This is a genomic window from Enterococcus sp. HMSC076E04, from assembly GCF_001814285.1.
In the GTDB taxonomy this organism is placed as follows: domain Bacteria; phylum Bacillota; class Bacilli; order Lactobacillales; family Enterococcaceae; genus Enterococcus_B; species Enterococcus_B lactis.
The window spans coordinates 1-19,728 of sequence record NZ_KV815580.1; the positions used below are offsets into that span (position 1 = coordinate 1).

A 19,728-nucleotide genomic window follows, 5' to 3' on the forward strand; every position below is an offset into this window, starting at 1 on the left:
TCTGGGAAGCAAACGGTTGGTACTAAGATTCATTTATTAATCGAACGGTTTACTTTTATACAAAGAAAGCCAAAAAGAGGTGCGACACAACTAGTGTCGCACCTCTTTTTTATTTACCTAATCTAATGAAACGTTCCAAGTTTTGGTAAGTATTTTTCTTAACTTCTTCAACTGATAGCTCTTTGATTTCAGCGATTGTCTTTAACTGTTCTTCAAGCAGTAAGACATAATCTTTTTCTGAAAAGCTATCACCTAATGCCCATTCTGCTGCATGTAGTCCATCCGTTTCAATAAGTAAGTGGTCGATTGGGACTGTTTTAGCTAGTTGCCAGACTGCTGGGTTCTTTTTCAAATCAAGACCAATGCTGAAATAACAGCCTAAATCAATATAGTCTTGTTGATAGTCCAAAGAAGAATACCAATGAATCAAATAGTGATTAGGGTAAGCTTGGATATAGCTTAAGATCTCTTTTTCGCATCCTTTTGTATGCAGTACAACAGGTTTCTTATTTATGGATGCAAAAGCAAGCTGTTGCTCAAACACCCTTTTTTGTGTAGACAGCGGCACATTCGTCCAGATATTGTCTAGCCCTATTTCACCGATGATCCTTGCTTTTTTCAAAAAAAGCTCAACTTGTGCAAACGTATAGCTATCCGCTTTCCAAGGATGGATACCGTAACTTAAGACTTGATTCTTGCTTGTTGCAAGCCGTCTGTTTTCCTCCCATTCTTCTGGCGAATCACAATTAATGATCGTCAAAATCGTGTGTTCCTGCTGAAGGAGTGCTAAACTCTGACTCCCATCTAAATGGCAATGAGCATCACTTAACATCTCATTCACCTGCCAATAACTGATAAATCGTTTGCTTCAACTCTGATTGCTGCAGTAGCCATTCACGTGACCGTCGTTTTTCAGGCACTTGAATCTCAGCAATCACATGTGCCGGACGGGCGGAAAGCACAAGAATCCTGTCTGATAAATAAATTGCTTCTTCAATATCATGTGTCACGAGCAAAGTAGTCCGCTTTGCTTTTTTAGGCAGCTTCAGCATCCAGTCTTGCATCTGCCCTCTGGTCATAGCATCTAACGCTCCAAATGGTTCATCAAGAAGCAAGTAAGAAGAAGGATTCATGATTGTTCGTAACAAGGCCGTTCGCTGCTTCATCCCGCCAGATAATTGTTCCGGCAAAAAATGTTCATAGCCGTTTAACCCAAAGATATCCAGATAATCCCTTACTTGTTCTTCATCAATTGCTAGATGATTGATTTTTTGATATAACGTAACGTTTTGATAGACGCTCAGCCAAGGAAGTAACATATCTTCTTGCGGCATATAACTAAATGCTGTATGGAGACCCGTTACTTTTTGATCGTCTACTTTGATCGTTCCAGAAGTCATAGGCTGGACTCCTGTTAAAGTTTTCAGCAATGTTGACTTACCGGCTCCGCTTGGCGCGACAATCGATGTAAAAGTATCTTTAGGGAGAGTGAAATGGATGTCTTCTAATATTTTCAGGTTTTCAATGACTACATTCAAGTGGCTGATTTGGATTGACACATCTATCACTCCTATTTTATAAACTGATTAGTGAATAGTTCTTTCGAAGGTACATCTTGCTTGATCAATCCGTTTTCCTGCATAAAAGCTGTATAATTGCGCCAAACTTTTTCTTCCATCAATCCCCAATTCTCAGGATCATCCGTATAATTTTTTGACAAGAATGCTTGTGATTCTTCTAAAAACGTCCATTCATTTCCTTTTGCATATTTTTGCAACAGTTTAGCACTGTCATTTGGATCCTTAATAGCTTCCTGATAGCCTTTTTTCGTGGCATCCATAAAAGACTGTACCAATCCTGGATCATTTTTGATCAGTTGATCATTCGTAATAATTACCGGAGTATAGTAATCTAACCGTTCATCTAATTCTTTCAATGGGATATAGTTTAGTTTGATACCGGCTTCTTTTGCTTTGATCATATCCCAACCTTCAAAGTACCATTGGATATCTGAGGATTTTCCTAAGCTTTCTGGCCCTTCTCCATTGCTTCCTACCATTGTCAGTTTTGAAAAGTCACCGCCGTCTTTTTCCATCACAGCTTTTAAGACAGCTTCTTCACTTGGACTTTGCCAACCTGCATATGTTTTTCCTTCAAAATCTTTTGGTGAATGGATGTTACTGTCTGATAGGGTGGCGAATCCAGAAGTATTATGTTTGATCACTGTAGCAATTGCTTTGACTGGTATATTCTGTCCATCTGCGTGAGCATAAGTGACATCTTCTTGATAACTTACACCAAATTGTGCTTTGTCCGCACCTACTAGACCAATACTTGTCGAATTATCTCCTGGTTCGATGATTTGGACATCTAAACCAGCCTCTTTATAATAGCCTTTTTCTTTTGCTAGGTAGATGCCAGTATGATTAGTATTCGGTACATAATCCAAAACAAGTGTCACTTTTTTCAAATCCTTCGTTTCTTGTTTGCTACTTGTTTCCTTTGCAGTGCCACAAGCGGATAAAAGCAACAGTAGCGGTAATAAAAGCCATAATTTTTTCATTTGATCCCCTTCTCTTAAAAAATATAAAGCATACGATAATACCCTTTTTTCAATAATGAACAAGCGCCATTCAGCAATAAACTCAATAGAATGACACAAATGATCGCAGCAAAAACTTTATCGATCTGGTAGCTGTTTTTTACGCGTATCATATAATACCCTAAGCCTGCTTGAGCGCTTAGCCATTCTCCAACAACTGCTCCGCTGACACAATAAGTAGCGGCCACTTTTAAACCGGAAAAGAATCCGGATAAACCCGCTGGTATTTTATATATTCGATAAATCTTCCCTGTATCTGCCCCCATCGTTTTCAAAAAGATGATTTGCTCTTTTGATACTTTCCTCAATGTATCCGAAAAAGAAACTACGATCGGAAAATAGCTTATCAAGACAACAAGGATCACTTTTGGAAGCATACCGAAACCAAACCATAGGGTCAGCAAAGGCCCTAAAACCATGATTGGCAACATTTGAGAAATCACTAATAATGGATAAAAAGACATTTCTAAGAACTTCCAATAATCCATTGCCAAAGCAGTAATAAAAGAAAGAACGCTAGCTATTGCCAAACCAATCACTGCTTCATTTAATGTTGTGACAGAATGGGAAAGCAATACGTGTGCATCTGCTGTTAACGCAGAAAATACAGCAGCAGGTCCGGGTAAAATAAAAGCGGGTATTTTCCAAACTAAGACAACGATCTGCCAAATAATTAAAATGAATGCCATACTGACTGCTGGATAAAGATTTTTCTTCATTTTAATGCCTCCTTTCTTCTAATATGGATAACAAAAAACGCTTGAAATGGGCACGACATAGTAACCCGCTTCAAGCGTCTGCTATGTTTCTCCCTTCACCAGTATTAACTGACAGGTTCAATGGGTCTAAGTTCACAACTTACTCTCATGTCGTCTACGACATCCCCAGAAACAGGTATTCATTTTTTAAAGTGTAGCACAAGAAGGAAAAAGCAACAAGCGCTTTAGTTATCATGCTGATTATTTCAATAAATAGGAGAGATCACTTGCCAATGTCGGATACCCCATGATATAGCCATCCAACTCTTTTTTAGTCAATTTTTGATTGATGACTAGTGTCAAATCATCGATCAATTCATCTGCTTGCTCGCTAATCACTGCAGCACCAATCAAATAATTTTGCTGGTCAAAGGTCAATTCAGCCTTAGCAACTGGTTCATTGACGCGATGATAGGTGAACCAACTGGTAAGATCCATCTCCACCACTTGATCTGACGAAGAGGCGTGACTTTTTGTAACTCCTACTTCAGCAAGTTTAGGACTGGCGTAGACGATCGTGGGTATAATCGGATATTTGATAGGTTCGCTTGTTGCATCTGTTATCCGCTTAGCTACATAATTTCCTTCAAAAGTGGCGACTGGTGTCAATTTGGGTGTTTTCCTTGAAACAATATCTCCACACGCAAAAACTTTTGGATTGCTCGTTTGCAAATAATCATTGACCTCAATCCCGTGTTTATCAAAGACGACATTCGCTTGTTCAAGTGCTAAAGATTCTGTATTCGGCTGTCTCCCAGTCGCACAAAAAATCATATCTGCTACTAATTCCGTCTCTTTTCCGACTAAACGATATCGAGTTCCTTCCGAGATGATCTTTTGAGTTTCAACATCAAAAGCAAACTGAATGCCAGATGCTTCCATTTGATGGACGGCTTCCCCTACCAAAGACGCCTCAAATTCTTTTAATGGCCGTTGATTATGATGGACAATGGTTACTTTGCTCCCTGCAGCATTGGCAATCGTAGCCAGTTCAAAAGCAATATATCCGCCGCCGATAAAAATGATTTCTTTAGGCAGTACAGGCAATGATAAAAAATCTGCACTAGTCTTCAAGTATTGCTTTCCTTCCACTGGTAAGATCGTGGGTCTTTGTCCTGTTGCCAGAACAAAGTAATCTCCATGAAAAACTTCTTCATTGACTTCAATAGATGAGTCGTCTAAAAAACGAGCGGTCCCTGAAAGATGATCGATTCCAGCTTCTGCCAATTGTTTTTTCCGATTTTCTGGAACTGGATCTGTGAATGTGCGTTTGAATTTTTGGAGTTCTTCCCAATTAGCGGTTGGGATCTCGTTAAATCCTTTTCCATTCAATTGTTTTATCCGATTACGGGCTTCTACTGCACTCAACAAGACTTTTTTAGGGTCACATCCACGGTTAGGACAAGTCCCGCCCCATAGATCTTCTTCGACCACTAGTACTGTTTTACCTGCTTCTTTCAATCCATAAGCAGCACTTAAGCCGCTCACACCTGAACCGATGACGATTGCCTCATATGTTTTCATTTTCTTCCTCCTTTCGACTTAAAAAAGTAAAGACTTCTTTACTTGTCAGTGAACCAATGTTTTTTCCTTTTTCTACTATCACAATGTTTGGGTACACTGAAAGAAGTGAATACACTTCTTTCAGAGGCGTATCAAGGCAAACTTGTTGATGACTGTTTTTTGGTACTTCTTTTAAAAAATATCCATTGACGACTAAATCTTCGACTCGCCATTCTTTCGTCTGTTTCGGTTCATCAAAGAAATGCCGTACATATTCATTTTTAGGATTCATCAATAACTGTTCTGGTGTGTCGCATTGGATAATTTCTCCATCTTTCATAAACGCAATACGATCTCCTAGCTTGATTGCTTCTTCCATGTTATGCGTAACGAAAACGATGGTCGTTCCCAGTTCTTCATGTAAAGATAAAACTAATTCTTGTAATGAATTTCTTGAAATAGGATCTAATGCGCTAAATGGCTCGTCCATCAAAATCACATCTGGGCTTGCAGCAATAGCTCGGATGATCCCGATCCGTTGCTGTTCTCCTCCAGACAACTCTCTAGGCATACGATCTCGATAAATATCAGGAGATAAGCCAACTTTTTGAAGAAGTTCATCTACACGGTCTGCTCTTTTCTGCTTTTCCCAACCTAACATTTCAGGGATGACTTCAATGTTTTGCTTGACTGTCATGGTCGGGAACAAAGCGATTTGCTGCAGCACATACCCCATATTCCACCGCATTTTCTGCAGATTATATTCATTTAACGATTTTCCTTTGAAGTAGATGTCTCCTGCTGATGGTTTAGATAATCCATTGATCATTTTCAAAGTAGTTGTTTTTCCACTACCGGAAGGCCCAACCAAAACAAAGATTTCTCCTTCTTTGATTGCAAGAGTTAGGTCATCAATGACATATTTTCCATCGTACTTTTTTTGCACATGTTTGAATTCGATTAATTTAGTCACTGATCTCCCTCCTTTAGTAATCCTTCGTTTTCCAGGAAGGTTCGTGCTACTTCTGCCGGTTTTTTCTTTTCGACATTGACTTGATAGTTCATATTGATCATTTGATTTTCTGTTATTTTTCCGCTTAATTTATTCAGCGCTTCAACGATTTCAGGATGGTCCTTGGCAAAATCTGTTTTCATCAGTGGCGCGCCTTGATAAGCTGGGAATAGGCCTTGATCATCTTCTAGAGTGACTAGATCATACTCTTTGAGTTGGCTGTCTGTGGAATAAGCATCCACAATATTGACATCTCCATTATTGATTGCTTGGTAACGCAAACTTGGTTCCATACTTTGTACACTTGAGAAATTCAATCCATATGCTTCTTGAATTCCTTTATATCCATCGGAACGATCAATAAATTCCAGTGTGAATCCCGCTTTGATCTGATCAGAAACTGCTGCTAAATCGGAAATCTTTTTAAGTTGATGCTCGTCTGCAAAAGATTTCTTGACTGCCAAGGCATACGTATTTTGATAAGCCATTGGTTTCAATAATGTCATATCGAATTGTTTGTTCAATAATTCTTCTGCTTCGTCATATGTTTTTTCTTTTGTCAAATCAGCACTTTTCATTGCTTCAGGTACCTTCACCAAGCTTTCTAGGACAGTCCCTGTGAATTCAGGATAGATATCGATTTGCCCTTGATCCAAGGCATTGAACAAAAAACTAGTCTTGCCAAAATTCGGTTTTAATTCAACTTCTGTTTTTGTGTTGTCTTCAATTAATTCTTTGTACATTTGGATCAGGATTTCAGGTTCTGCTCCTAATTTTCCAGCAATCGTGATGGTTTCATTTTTAAATAAGGCAGACTGATATAAAGAAACGCCCCCAAATAAACACACGACGGCTGCTAAAGTAATGATAGAATATCGAGGTTTCTTATGCTGCAACCAGCGAATCAATCCGCTGAATATAATGGCAAGCAAGGCAGAACTGATTGCACCAATCAATGTTAAAACTGGTGTGTTGCGGTCGATACCTAATAAAATAAATGTTCCTAATCCACCTGCTCCGATCAATGCCGCCAAAGTAGCCGTACCGATGATCAAAACTAAGGCAGTTCGGATACCTGAGATAATGACAGGCAATGCGATGGGAAGTTCTACTTTCAGCAAGCGTCTCATTCTGGACATACCAAATGCTACCGCCGCTTCTTCAATAGACGGGTCAATCTCAGCTAGACCAATATACGTGTTTTGGAAAATCGGAAGCAAAGCGTAAATAACAAGTGCAATCAATGCTGGAACAGTTCCGATCCCTACAAATGGGATAAGTAACCCTAATAAGGCAAGTGAAGGAATCGTTTGAAGCACACCCGTGATCTGCAATAAGACTTCTGCCATTTTTTTATGATTAGCTGCCCAAATTGCTAGAGGAATAGCAATCAGTGCTGCAATCAGCAAAGAAATGAGAGAAATAGACAGATGTTGAAATGCAGCTTCCAGCAACTCGCCTTTTCTTTCACTTAATGTTTGTATAAAATTATTCATGCGACCTTCCTTTCTGTTATTCTTTAAGTATAAACATTTCTTTACATTTTCCCAACTAACTTGACTTGCCTTAACCCTACTAGACGTCAGTAATTAATAGAAAAATCACCTCTAAATATGCGGATAAAAAAAGAATCCGAGCAACAAAATCGGATAGATTTTTTGGTTCTCGTTTCTTCACAACGAACATCCAATACATCTATACGAAATGATTACTCGGAATCAACCGTATTTTTTCATATACAACTTTTCTTTTAAATAAAAAGAAACAGCCAATAAAGTAGAAATCTCGTGGGGGAGAACACCTTTATTGGCCTGTTCAACAAGTATTATACTGTATCATGACACTTTTTTGCCAAAAATGTAAAAAACGGTTGTTTTGGCATCATAAACGTCTTGTTTTCTTATTTTTACTTATATCACCACTTTATTTTCTATCTCTTTCACTCCATAAAGCGGAATGAGTTCTTCTTTTGACTGATAATAAACAGCTTTTTCACGGTTCTTCATCAAAAATAGAAAGATTTCTTTCATAGCAAGTGGTGCTTTGCCTTGTTCAAATAAAAAGATGAATTGATACGATTCATTTATCTGGATTCTTGTCACAGGAATCAGTTTTTGGTCTTGAGCCAAAAAAACACCTTGATAATCTGTTTTTTTGGGTGATTTTGTAAGAATTGTCAATAAGTCTGCTGCTCGCATTTTTCCACTCCTTTTTGATAATTTGGAAGAAACAACCAAAAATAAATTTTTTTCATTTTCCTCTTGAAGAAAGAGTATAAGTCAGTATAATGAAGAGGTTGCTGAAAATTTTCAAAAGAAAAGAGGCTAGAAATGAAAAAATTAAATTTAATGACAGAATTGTGCGGAATCATTTTAGGCGCAGGGATCTATGGATTGGCTGTGACAGGCATCAATATTCCATCTAAACTGGCAGATGGTGGTGTTACTGGTATTGCTTTGCTCTTGCATAATCTTTTTGGATTCGCGCCTTCTATCACTTCGCTGCTTTTTAATTTACCTTTACTGCTTATCTCATTGTTTCTTTTTGGAAAACACGCTTTTCTTCGGACGATCGTCGGAACATTTGCGCTGGTTTTCTTTTTACATTTATGGGAAAGCCTTCATATACATTTTGCTGTAGATAGTCTACTGATCAATAGTTTGATGACAGGGATTCTTTCTGGCATTGGTTGCGGTCTCGTCTTTCGATTTGGCGGAAGCACAGGCGGAACAGATATCATTTATCAAGCCATTGAAAAATATTTTCATATTAAGATTGGCAAAAGTCTTTTCTTGATCACTTTTGGTATTTTAGTTGTCTCCTTGCTTTATTTGGATCTCACACATTTTCTGTATACATTGCTTAGCTGTTCTATTCTATCTTATACATTGAATAAAGTGAAGTATCTGGAAATTGGATCTGTTTTACCCCAATTGGAAGCAAAACAGACTACAGAAACATTTGAACCACTTGATCCTCTTGAACAGTTAGAGCACTGATTCTTATTTTTACTATTTTATTTACTTTACTAAAAGATCATTATGTAAACTACGACGTATATTCTTTCAATAAAATTTTTTATAAAATATGAAAACAAACTATTTTTGCAGACAACCTGTGAAAATAGTTTGTTTTTTACTCTTCACCCTTTCTCCTCTTGCTCACGGCAGAAAACATCAGCTAAGAAAAAAAGATTAGGTTACGATATAATCATTCGAGTAGAGTATAAAAAAAGAAACGCCGCAGCGTTTCCTTCCCCACTATAACATAATACAAGGTTGTATTTGACTTATTTAAAATAGCTATTCTCTCCTAAAGAATTTCCCTGATCGTCAATCAGCCCTTGCAGTGAACGTTCTAAGATACTATGGCTTTTTTTCGATTTTTTTTCTTCTGACTGCTTTGTTTCCTCTAATGTTTTTGTTAGATTGAACGTGCGTACAGAAGGCTCATCATTTCTTTTTTCTTGATAAGGCGTTGGTTCTGTATCAAACAACAGATAAGAGTCATCTGTTTTTTTCATTGATTCGATCAAATGCTCTTCAGAAATTTTACTTTCTCTAGGGTCTGGAATAATAGATGCAGGTACATATTTAGGAACAAAATAAGAACGTTCCCGTACCTTTGTGTCCACTGATGAACTTCTCATAGTATTTCGAGACTCTGTCCTCGTTTCACTTTGCCTGACAGGACGAGAAGACTCACCAAAAAGTTTTTTTCGTCCAGTCGACGTGAGTTCTGATTGATGATGTCCAGTATAATCCGGTAATTTTTCTTTATGTTTTTCCAAATTTTCCTTACGCGGAGCTGACTTCAATCCATTTGTTGCACGGCGCTTGCGTCGGACCTGTTCAGTGTTTGTGTTCGTGAAATGGAATTCTTTCATTTGTTCAAACGGGTGCTGATTCTGTTCAGTCAAAAGATCTTCCTGTCCGTCAAATAATACCCGCTTCTTCTCGCTGGTTAATTTTACGCCTAACTCGTCATCGTACGCAGGAAAACGGAAATGTTTTCGTCTGATTTCTTTCATTCAAACCATCCTTCTCAAAAATGGAACTTTTCTCAATAATAGCACAGATTTTTTGTTTTCAGTAGCAATGCGCTGATTATTTTAAGAAAATAGCGATGAATTTCATAAATATATAAAAAGTAACGAGGCTTAATTTGTCGTTTCTCTGATGACTAGTTCAGGGAAAAAACGACGATAACCTTGACTTGCCCCTTTCTCTTCTATTTTTTTCAGCAACATTTCCCCGCATACTTCCCCCATACGGATAATATCTTGCTTGATCGTTGTCAATTTAGGCGAACTGATTTGGTCTAAAAACACGCCATCAAAGCCGATCACACCAAATTCTTCCGGCAAGTGCCCACCAGCATTTACAATTCCTCTTACCGCTCCTAGTGCCAGTCGATCTGAGCTGCATACAAAACAAGTTTTATCGGTGAAACCTGCCCAGTTTTCTATCATATATCTTTCTACTTCTGTCGAATGATTTGGAAATCGCAAGATCTTACTTGGAAGATCAGCTTCCTTCATCACAGATAAGTAACCAGCTTCCCTTGAAAGCTCAAAAGATTCGTCCACTTCGATCCCGATATAAATAATTGTTTGGTAATCTCTTTCTAAGGCATATTGCGTTGCTTTTGCTGTACCATATTCATTATCGCTGTCTACATAGTCATATCCTTCACAATTTTCTCCAAACAAAACAACTGGTTTTTCCAAGCGGTCAATCCAATCGAAGTCTTTTTTTCTGACACCTGTGATGATGTATCCATCACAAGAACCGACATCGAATGCGTCATTTGTAACTAGTTGGAGAGAATAATGCGCTTTTCCGATCCGTTTAGCGATCCCCATCAGCAAATTCATGTAATAGGGCTCGGTTGTGTCGATTTCTTCCAGTATAAATAATTTGATGATCTGTGACCGATTCGTGACAAGTGCTTTTGCAGCAATATTTGGGCGGTAATCCAATTCAGCCATTGCTGAGAAAACTAACTCTTTCAATTCATCCGTCACCTGTTCCGGATGATTGATGACTCGAGAAACCGTCATTTTTGAAACATTGGCACGTTTTGCAACATCTGCTAAAGTGGGCATGCTCTCTTCCTTTCTAACATGTTGTCGTTCTTATTACCAATTATACCAAATTTTCCTAACAGGGTTCATTATAGCCCAAAAGAAAAATCAGAAAATCTCCTATCCTCCTTAAGTGATTTTCCGATTCAGCTATTTCTATTTTTTTATCAAATTCTTTGCTAAAAAAGCGGAAGCTTCCTCCATCAGTGGTATTTGTACCATGTGTCGCTGTGTTTTGGAGGAACGAAAAACAATTTCTTTTCCGTAAGGCTCATGCCGGTTTTTCTCTACAAATCTTTCCGTTTGTATATAAGGGATCTTTTCATCTGCTTGTCCATGCCAAAAGAACAGAGGGCGTCCAGCTAACTTTTCCGGCTGCAATGATAAATCATAACTCTTGATCCACGAGATCAGATCAAAATAGTCTTTTGGCAAGATATAGTTGTATTCTGACGCTCGTCTTGCGATTTCTTTCCCATATTCCAGAGGCGCAGGAGATCCCATCAAACATACACCTGCTGCTATATGAGGATGCTTGGCTAACAACGCGCATGTTGTCATTCCGCCCATCGAAACCCCGCCAACTGCAAGCCGATCATGTAAAAGATCTCTTTTTTCTAAATGCTTGATAAGCGTGTCAAACTCAAACAAGTTCCCGTAGATACTATCCCAAAATGTATAGGATGGAATAGAAGAAACTGGCTGTTTTCGTTCCCCATGATTCATCGCATCTGGCAGGATCACGCGAATACCTTGCTGTGCAATTTTCCTTCCTTGTGTCAAAACTAACTCCTTACTTGTCTGCCATCCGTGATAATAGATGACAACGGGAATCCGTTCTTCTCTTAATTCTTTCAGGACAACTTCTAGCACTGGAATTTGATTGACAGAACGTTTCAATATAATTGGATTCAATGGTTACTCACCTATTTTCATTAAATTTCCTGATCGCCATAGCAACCATGATCCGACAGTCGTCTGGAACAGGTTCAGTATACCAAATAATATAAATGCAGGACTGAATGGCTCAGGAAATAAGAATAGGGAACAAAGCCCCACCACTCCTAATGCTAGCGAAAGGAGAGGATAAATAGAGAAATTCAAAAAACTGGCAACGCTACCGAAAATATTACCAATAAATAGTATCAAAAAGAAAAAAACGCTTAGAATCAAACCATCTGTCAGCGACATCTGAAAAACAATGTTCTCTACATCAATTGGCTGTTGAATCGCATAGACACCTAAGTATATACTGAGAAGGAGACTGAGCACGTGGCTGGCACAAAACACTCGATTGACCGTTTTCATTTTAATCACCTAACCTATCTTTATAATTCTATTATAATCATTTTATCATTTTTTGGTACCGATAAAGTTTCAATTTTTCTTCACTTGCGATTTTTTTTGATATTGTTTTTATACAAATGAAAGGAGTTTTACAAATGATTGATCCTAAAATGTTGGGGATGATCTTCCTCATCAATTTTGCTTATATCACTTTGAACACGTTACGTTTTATGCTGACAATGAAAGGCTACCGGCTGATTGCTCCCCTTGTCAGTATGGTTGAGATCACGATCTATATCGTAGGGCTATCTCTTGTATTGGATCGTTTAGATAATCCGCTGAATTTATTTGTCTATGCGCTAGGTTACGCAGTAGGTATCAGTGTTGGGATTTTGATTGAAGACAAGCTGGCATTAGGATACATCATGGTCACAACGATTTTGCCAGCAAATAGCGCGGAAGATAAAAGTTTGCCTGGTATACTGAGAGAACACGGTTACGGTGTGACACAAACTTCTGCAATGGGTCTAGAAGGCGAGCGACTGGTCTTGGAAATACTTTCTCCTAGAAAAAGCGAACGTGAACTGTATCGTCTGATCAAAGAAATTGAAGAGCGTGCTTTCATCATCTCATATGAGCCAAAATATATTTCAGGTGGTTTTTGGACTAAAAAAGTAAGAAAAAGACAAGGAAAATAACTCACAAATTAAAAAACTGTCGAACATATAAATTAAATTTTAGATGTTCGACAGTTTTTATTTATAATTTTGATTAAAAAACATCGACATATACTCATTGATTTGTTATTATACTTTATATACTTATCAATTTAATTTGGAGATATTATGGAAATTCAACGTAAAACAACTAATTTTTTACATTTAGGCTCTTTTTTTGCAACTTTGACGATTTTATTTTTTCTATGTTATTCGTACGTTAAGACCTCACATGCGCCTTCTAGTGCATTAGGCTGGTTGCTTTTGGATCATTCTGATATTACAGAAACCGAAGAAAATCCGTTTTTTTTGATTCTATCTTCTCTATGCGGCTTGATGTTTTCTGTATATTTCGGTGCCTATTTTTTTCATCGACATCCTGGTACGTTAAATGAAGCTTCAGGTGTATTGATTGCATTTAAAACGTTTTCTTTTTTAGCTATCCTTTTTTATTCGTTTAATCACAATACGCTTTTCTTCTTTATCATGAATGGTTTAGTCGTGATTTTATCTATTTTCACTTATTTTATTTTTTCACTCATTTTTAGCCAAATGAGATGTCCGCTCTTCTTTCGATTAGTTCCTGTCACATGTTTTATCTACAGCTTGTTTTCTTTTTTTGTCCTTGCTTTGATACCATTGGCCAACCCTTCGACGATCCAAGTCGCAGGAAATCTGTTGGATATGCTTTTCATCGTCAGTCTAGGTGTATTTATGTGGCAAAGAAAAAAGAAACAAAATAAAAAGCATTTTGAAGCCTGACTATGACGACTTCATAAATGCTTTTTTAGTTTTAAACACTTCAATCTAAAAAAATAACCCAAGTTTGGATAGATGATTAATAATGACTTACCATTCGTTTCTGAGTGATTCTGGATCACCAAATGGGCTTCCTAATCTAATCGGCTAGTTCTTCCCTTAGAATGCCATACTTGACTGAATCATAATATTGATTATTTAAAAATCTAACTTTTCTTATGACTCCTTCCTTAGTCATTCCACATTTCTCACCAATTTTTTGCATTCCTTTGTTTCCAGACCATGTAGTGAATCCAATATGTGGTAGATAGGCAAAATACTCAAATAATTCTTTTAACCATAAAAGAAGAGAAAGACTCCTCTTGCAAAAATCAGCATAATTTTTGCTTACTGCTCTCTTAGATTCTACTCACCAAAGCTACTCTATATTGTTCCATATTCTTTGATATAAGAAAATGCATGCGGCATAAATTTTTTGCTCAGCTCAGAAAAGATTTGTCGTTTAAGAAAGGCCGTTTCCTCCATTGTCAATGAAGGATCCAATGTTGGAAATTCGATCTCAAGATTGTTTTTTTCGACAATAGGCAATGCTAGTGTAAATGATTCTTCTTCCTTTATGGTATTCGTCACAAGTAATGACTGATGGAAAATACTAGGCCGACGATTTTTATATTTATTCTTACGTATCCTGTCAACGATAACTTCTATTTGATCAAAAAAGTACGCTTCATTTACATCTCCAATAAGTTCGGCTAATTCTTTGAATGCCTTCGTTACAGGAAGCTGATTCTTTTGTATAAAAAAATAATTAGCCAACGTAAGCGGGAAGTGTTCTTTAGAGGAAAGTGTAATAAAACGATACTTCTGATTTCCTGCAGTCGTTCTCAGCAATTCTGTCTCTCGGCTGTTTCTTACTCCATAAAAATGCGTTTCTTTTCGTTCATCTTCAAAACAATACGCCCAAATAACTTCTCCCATCGCTAATTTTTGTTCAGCCACAGAGAGTCTCTTCAATTGGTCGGCTATGGTTTCAGCAGCCGAAGTGGCTTGTTGCAAGTAATCGTTGGGATCAAATACTGGAAAGTTCAAATGATATCTTCGTTCTTCTCTCTTGATTAATCCTGCATCGATCAATAGATCAAGAAAATGAGAAAATTTGTTTTGCGGAAATTCTTTTTTCAATTCTCTTAGAATCGTTTCTTTTTCTCGATGTTCATATAGATAATCGGTCAATAAAGAAAAAAGCGGATCACCGGTCAGTTTTTGATAAAAGTTTTCCTTATTTTTTGAATAATAATAGTTCATATATGTTCTCTTTTCTATCCATTTTATTTTACTTAAAAGGCTTTTACATAAAAAGGAGGAAGAATAAGAGTCATGTTTGACTGTTATTCTCCTCCATTTCTTAGACTTTTAGTATGTTCTGTGTTTCTTTTTATTCAATCGCTTATCCCATTCACTTTGAATGCTTCATCCTACCATTTGATTAGCTGAATACAGCCGTCAACTGAGGTACGACTTGTTTTTTACGTGAAACGACACCTTTAAGCAAAGCTCGGTTGTTGGTCAAAGTTGTTTGGAAAGCTTCTTCTACTTTTTCTTTTTCTTTACCAGCAACAAGTAATTCTGAATCGCTGTCTAAGATATTTGTGACAACTAATACGAATAAATCGTAGCCATTTGCTTTCATTTCTTCTTCCATCGCTGCTTCTAGTTCTGCTTGCCGATCCATCACTTCATTCAGATCCACTGTATTGACTTGAGCGATACGCACATTGGAACTGCCCATTGGGAAACTTTTTGCATCCAAATCAAGAAGAACCGCAGCTGATTTATCACTTAGATTCGTTCCGGCTTTCAACATTTCAAGACCATAGGCAGTTAGATCTACTTCAGCGATTGCTGCAAGTTCTTTTGCAGCTGCTTCGTCTTCAGGCGTACATGTTGGCGATTTGAACAACAATGTATCTGAAATGATAGCTGAAAGCATGATCCCAGCAATTTCTTTAGGGATCGTTACTTGGTTTTCTTTATATAGTTTTAAAATGATCGTACTTGTACATCCAACTGGTTCTGCACGATAGTACAATGGATTAGCTGTTTCAAAGTTTGCAATACGATGGTGGTCTACTACAGCCAAAATATTTACTTCGCTGATATCTGAAATACTTTGTTGGAATTCATTATGATCCACAAGCATGACATCTGCATTTTCTGCTTTAGCTGACTCTACTACTCGTGGTGCAGATAATTGAAAGTGGTCTAATGCGTATTGTGTTTCTTCATTAGGTGTACCTAGAGCAACTGCTTCTGTTTCGTTACCTAATTCATTTTGCAAGTGTGAAAAGGCAATGGCTGCCCCAATTGCATCTGTATCTGGATTTTGGTGACCAAAAACTAAAATTTTTGACATGTCATTCGCTCCTTTGTGATTTCTCCTATTTAATAATAGCAAAAAAACGGAAAGAAGCAATACTTAACTTCTTTCCGATGCGTTCTATCGCGTTAAATATTTTGTATACTCTTCTGTATGAAGCAATCGTTTAGCATTTTCGACACGTTCTTTTGTAGGTGGTTCGATTCCTTCTAATGGATATTTCAAACCAAGTGTTTCCCACTTGTATTTTCCCATCGTATGGTAAGGAAGGATCTCTACTCTGTCTACATTTGACAAGGTTTGGATAAAGTTGTCTAGTCGGATCAAATATTCATCATAATCACTTCGCTCAGGAACTAGTACATGACGAATCCAAACCGGTTTGTTGATTTTTGACAAATATTGAGCCATTTCTAGAATATTTTCATTGTCCCAATGCGTTAGTTTTTTATGCTCTTCATTATCGATGTGTTTGATATCAAATAACAGTAAGTCTGTATACTTCATCAATTCTTGAAAACGAGAGAAGAAGGGTTCTTCATACGTAAAAGGTTTTCCGCATGTATCCAATGTAGTATGCATTTCCCGCTCTTTTGCTTTTTTAAACAGTTCGATCAAAAAATCGATCTGCAATAGAGGCTCTCCGCCACTAACAGTAATACCACCTTTATCTCCCCAGTAAGGTCTGAAGCGTTCCGCTTTATCTAAAAGTTCATCTGCTGAGTACTCTTTCCCTCCGCCAATATTCCAAGTATCAGGATTGTGACAGAATTGGCAACGCATGCGGCATCCTTGCATAAACACGACAAAGCGCAGTCCAGGGCCGTCTACTGAACCGAAAGTTTCGATAGAATGAACATAGCCGATTGTTTTTTCTTCCATTTAAATTCACATCTTTTCTTTGATTTCATTTTAAGTACAAGTTAGCTGTCGAAGCGAAGCTTTTTGAACAAAATTTTTCGCAATCACCGCTTCGTTATGTGTAAAATTTACAGGGACGGAACATACATGTCCTGCCCCTGTAAATCGTGTCTTTCAAATAAGCATACTGATCATTCGATTATGATGCGAAGGATATCTAACGATCTTTCGGCACTGAGTCGAAAGGCTGTTTCCTAAACTTTTTTACATTCTGTCGTGTGAAGTTCTCATCAAGACATCTAGTTGTTGTTCTCTTGTCAAGTCACGGAATTTAACTGCATAACCAGATACCCGGATCGTCAAGTTCGGATATTTCATTGGATTTTCCATTGCATCACGCAATAGATCATTACTGAATACATTGACATTCAAATGATAAGCCCCTTTTGAGAAGTATCCATCTAAGACATTACGCAAGTTTTCGATTCTTGTATCTTGTTCTTTTCCAAGACCAGAAGGATTGATTGTTTGGGTATTTGAAATTCCATCCAATGCACAGCCGTAATTCATTTTAGCTGTTGAGTTCAGGCTAGCTAATAACCCACTTTGTTCTGCATTGTAACTTGGGTTTGCTCCTGGCGCAAGTGGTTTTCCAGCTTCACGGCCATCAGGAGTATTTCCTGTATTTTTACCGTAAACAACATTTGAAGTAATCGTCAATAATGAAGTTGTTGGTTTTGAGTTGCGGTAAGTTTTATGACGTTTGATTTGTCCCATGAAGTATTCCAAGATCCATGAAACTAATTCATCTGCACGGTCATCATCATTTCCGTATTTAGGGAAGTCGCCATCTACTTCAAAATCAACTGCTATTCCTTTTTCATTACGGATTGCTTTTACTTTTGCATATTTGATGGCTGACAAGCTGTCTGCCGCATGAGAGATTCCAGCAATACCTGTAGCAAATGTGCGTTGCAAGTCAGAATCCATCAAGGCAAGCTGAGCTGCTTCATAAGAATACTTATCATGCATGTAATGAATGATGTTCAACGTATTGACATATAGTTCTGCTAACCAATCCATCATATTCATGAAGTTATGTTTCACTTCTTCAAAATCTAGTACTTCTGATGTGATTGGACGATATTCTGGTCCAACTTGGGCGCCAGTCACTTCATCGACCCCACCATTGATAGCATATAATAGTGTTTTAGCCAAGTTAGCACGAGCACCAAAGAACTGCATGTCTTTTCCAACAACTGTTCCTGATACACAGCAAGCAATCGCACAATCATCAGAACCCCATTGTTCACGAAGCTGATTGTCATTCTCAAACTGAATCGAAGAACTTTCAATAGCGATTCGGCTCGCATATGTTCTGAATCCTTCTGGAAGGTGTTCAGAGTACAAAACAGTCAAGTTTGGTTCTGGTGAAGGTCCCATATTTGTCAATGTGTGAAGCAGACGGAAATCATTCTTTGTCACTAATGAACGACCATCTAAGCCCATACCAGCAATGGATAAAGTAGCCCAGATAGGGAAACCTGAGAATAATTGGTTGTATTCAGGTGTACGCGCGAATTTGACCATACGTAATTTCATTACTAAGTGATCGATCAATTCTTGCGCTTCTTTTTCTGTGATTACTCCATTATCCAAATCACGTTGGATATAGATATCAAGGAATGCTGAGATACGTCCGATTGACATCGCAGCGCCATTTTGTGATTTGATTGCTGCTAAATAACCGAAGTATAACCATTGGACAGCTTCTTTTGCATTTGCAGCTGGTTTAGAGATATCATAGCCGTATTTTGCAGCCATTTCTTTCATTTGTGCTAATGCACGATATTGTTCAGTGATTTCTTCACGTAAACGAATCACTTCTTCACTCATCGTATGATAACCAGTCATATCATGATCTTTTTTCTTTTGTTCCATCAAATAGTCGATTCCATACAATGCCACACGACGATAGTCGCCGATGATACGTCCGCGACCGTAAGCGTCTGGAAGCCCTGTAATGATTTTGTTTTTACGAGCTGCACGCATTTCGGCAGTATAGGCATCAAACACCCCTTGATTATGTGTTTTGCGCCAGTCAGTGAAAATATGTGTTAATTCATCGTTTGGTGTATAGCCATTGCTTTTCAGCGCATTGTTAGCCATATTGATTCCACCGAACGGCATGAATGCTTGTTTCAAAGGTTTGTCTGTCTGTAGACCGACGATTTTTTCCAAATCTTTATCCAAATAGCCTGCATCGTGGGAAGTAATAGTTGATACGATTTCTGTATCCATATCATAGACACCGTTACGTTCGAATTGGATATCATTCAGCTTTTGCAATTCATCCCATAATTTTTCTGTTGCTTCTGTTGGGCCTTCCAAAAAGCTGTCATCACCGCGATATTCAGTGTAGTTGTTTTGAATAAAGTCTCTAGTGTCTACGCCTTCTTTCCATTTGGTACCTTTAAATCCATTCCATTGCTCCATTGTATGGACCTCCTAAATTTCTGTTTTATGTAACAGTTTTTACGTGATTAGTATAACACAGCGCCTTATCTTTGCAAGGGTTTTCTTGTTTTTTATTTAACAATTTTTATGTTTTATCTATGTATATTGCAAGTAACGTTGATATACCAATATTTAAGTATTGTGAACACTTTCATCTTTTTTTGCAAACGTATAAGGATTTATTAAAAACAAATGAAAAAGAGGGGCCATCTGTATTAATACAGATGGCCCCTCTTCACTAAAATACCAT

General features: G+C 37.7%; 19 protein-coding genes, 1 pseudogene and 1 riboswitch. Of the genes and pseudogenes, 3 read left to right on the forward strand and 17 right to left on the reverse strand.

Annotated elements, in window-relative coordinates; genetic code table 11:
* Positions 1-109: 109 nt before the first annotated feature.
* The 8 genes from HMPREF2961_RS04065 to HMPREF2961_RS04100 form a co-directional block, all read right to left on the reverse strand.
* A complete protein-coding gene (locus tag HMPREF2961_RS04065) occupies positions 110-832 on the reverse strand; it encodes a TatD family hydrolase (protein WP_024636197.1) in 723 nt (240 codons plus the stop codon).
* Position 833: 1 nt separating this feature from the next.
* On the reverse strand, positions 834-1,559 hold the full coding sequence (locus HMPREF2961_RS04070; protein WP_024636196.1) for an ABC transporter ATP-binding protein: 726 nt from the start codon (positions 1,557-1,559) through the stop codon (positions 834-836).
* Positions 1,560-1,570: 11 nt separating this feature from the next.
* A complete protein-coding gene (locus tag HMPREF2961_RS04075) occupies positions 1,571-2,563 on the reverse strand; it encodes an ABC transporter substrate-binding protein (protein WP_002315184.1) in 993 nt (330 codons plus the stop codon).
* 14 nt (positions 2,564-2,577) lie between these two features.
* Positions 2,578-3,321 carry an ABC transporter permease gene (locus tag HMPREF2961_RS04080; protein ID WP_002329108.1) on the reverse strand — a complete coding sequence of 248 codons (744 nt, stop codon included), beginning with the start codon at positions 3,319-3,321 and terminating at the stop codon, positions 2,578-2,580.
* A 73-nt stretch (positions 3,322-3,394) separates the two neighbouring features.
* Positions 3,395-3,499: riboswitch (TPP riboswitch) on the reverse strand.
* 62 nt (positions 3,500-3,561) lie between these two features.
* Positions 3,562-4,884, reverse strand: a complete 1,323-nt coding sequence (locus HMPREF2961_RS04085) for a dihydrolipoyl dehydrogenase family protein (protein ID WP_002315186.1) — start codon at positions 4,882-4,884, stop codon at positions 3,562-3,564.
* Positions 4,871-5,836, reverse strand: coding sequence for an ABC transporter ATP-binding protein (locus HMPREF2961_RS04090; RefSeq protein WP_024636195.1), 966 nt, complete (start codon positions 5,834-5,836; stop codon positions 4,871-4,873). Before HMPREF2961_RS04090 ends, HMPREF2961_RS04085 begins: the two co-directional genes overlap by 14 nt.
* Positions 5,833-7,371 carry an ABC transporter permease/substrate-binding protein gene (locus HMPREF2961_RS04095; RefSeq protein ID WP_002315188.1) on the reverse strand — a complete coding sequence of 513 codons (1,539 nt, stop codon included), beginning with the start codon at positions 7,369-7,371 and terminating at the stop codon, positions 5,833-5,835. The genes HMPREF2961_RS04090 and HMPREF2961_RS04095 overlap by 4 nt, the downstream gene beginning before the upstream one ends.
* A 414-nt stretch (positions 7,372-7,785) precedes the next feature.
* Positions 7,786-8,073, reverse strand: coding sequence for a hypothetical protein (locus HMPREF2961_RS04100; protein ID WP_002290251.1), 288 nt, complete (start codon positions 8,071-8,073; stop codon positions 7,786-7,788).
* 132 nt (positions 8,074-8,205) lie between these two features.
* On the opposite strand from HMPREF2961_RS04100, the gene HMPREF2961_RS04105 reads away from it, so the two are divergent.
* Positions 8,206-8,874 (forward strand): YitT family protein, encoded by a 669-nt coding sequence (locus HMPREF2961_RS04105; protein WP_002290249.1) that lies wholly within the window; start codon positions 8,206-8,208, stop codon positions 8,872-8,874.
* Positions 8,875-9,164: 290 nt separating this feature from the next.
* Here the strand turns inward: HMPREF2961_RS04105 and HMPREF2961_RS04110 are convergent, their stop codons facing one another.
* The 4 genes from HMPREF2961_RS04110 to HMPREF2961_RS04125 form a co-directional block, all read right to left on the reverse strand.
* Positions 9,165-9,905, reverse strand: a complete 741-nt coding sequence (locus HMPREF2961_RS04110; RefSeq protein WP_002315189.1) for a hypothetical protein — start codon at positions 9,903-9,905, stop codon at positions 9,165-9,167.
* Positions 9,906-10,034: 129 nt separating this feature from the next.
* Complete coding sequence (locus HMPREF2961_RS04115; protein WP_002290245.1) at positions 10,035-10,982, reverse strand: LacI family DNA-binding transcriptional regulator; 948 nt, start codon at positions 10,980-10,982, stop codon at positions 10,035-10,037.
* A 135-nt stretch (positions 10,983-11,117) separates the two neighbouring features.
* A complete protein-coding gene (locus HMPREF2961_RS04120) occupies positions 11,118-11,876 on the reverse strand; it encodes an alpha/beta fold hydrolase (protein ID WP_002315190.1) in 759 nt (252 codons plus the stop codon).
* Positions 11,877-11,879: 3 nt separating this feature from the next.
* Complete coding sequence (locus HMPREF2961_RS04125; RefSeq protein ID WP_002290241.1) at positions 11,880-12,269, reverse strand: hypothetical protein; 390 nt, start codon at positions 12,267-12,269, stop codon at positions 11,880-11,882.
* A 134-nt stretch (positions 12,270-12,403) separates the two neighbouring features.
* On the opposite strand from HMPREF2961_RS04125, the gene HMPREF2961_RS04130 reads away from it, so the two are divergent.
* Together HMPREF2961_RS04130 and HMPREF2961_RS04135 are read left to right on the forward strand one after the other, a co-directional pair.
* Positions 12,404-12,946 carry a DUF2179 domain-containing protein gene (locus HMPREF2961_RS04130; protein WP_002289260.1) on the forward strand — a complete coding sequence of 181 codons (543 nt, stop codon included), beginning with the start codon at positions 12,404-12,406 and terminating at the stop codon, positions 12,944-12,946.
* Between the two features lie 147 nt (positions 12,947-13,093).
* Positions 13,094-13,726, forward strand: a complete 633-nt coding sequence (locus tag HMPREF2961_RS04135) for a hypothetical protein (protein WP_002315192.1) — start codon at positions 13,094-13,096, stop codon at positions 13,724-13,726.
* Positions 13,727-13,862: 136 nt separating this feature from the next.
* Here the strand turns inward: HMPREF2961_RS04135 and HMPREF2961_RS15510 are convergent.
* From HMPREF2961_RS15510 to pflB, 5 genes and pseudogenes are all read right to left on the reverse strand, one after another.
* Positions 13,863-14,072, reverse strand: a pseudogene (locus HMPREF2961_RS15510) (GNAT family N-acetyltransferase); the annotation flags it as partial.
* 74 nt (positions 14,073-14,146) lie between these two features.
* A complete protein-coding gene (locus tag HMPREF2961_RS04140; protein ID WP_002315193.1) occupies positions 14,147-15,028 on the reverse strand; it encodes a DUF1803 domain-containing protein in 882 nt (293 codons plus the stop codon).
* A 181-nt stretch (positions 15,029-15,209) separates the two neighbouring features.
* Positions 15,210-16,136 (reverse strand): manganese-dependent inorganic pyrophosphatase, encoded by a 927-nt coding sequence (locus HMPREF2961_RS04145; protein ID WP_002315194.1) that lies wholly within the window; start codon positions 16,134-16,136, stop codon positions 15,210-15,212.
* Positions 16,137-16,220: 84 nt separating this feature from the next.
* The gene (gene pflA, locus HMPREF2961_RS04150; RefSeq protein WP_002290235.1) at positions 16,221-16,982 is read right to left on the reverse strand and encodes a pyruvate formate-lyase-activating protein; all 762 of its coding nucleotides are present in this window, start codon (positions 16,980-16,982) and stop codon (positions 16,221-16,223) included.
* A gap of 243 nt (positions 16,983-17,225) precedes the next feature.
* The gene (gene pflB, locus HMPREF2961_RS04155; RefSeq protein ID WP_002309546.1) at positions 17,226-19,457 is read right to left on the reverse strand and encodes a formate C-acetyltransferase; all 2,232 of its coding nucleotides are present in this window, start codon (positions 19,455-19,457) and stop codon (positions 17,226-17,228) included.
* Positions 19,458-19,728 lie beyond the last annotated feature (271 nt).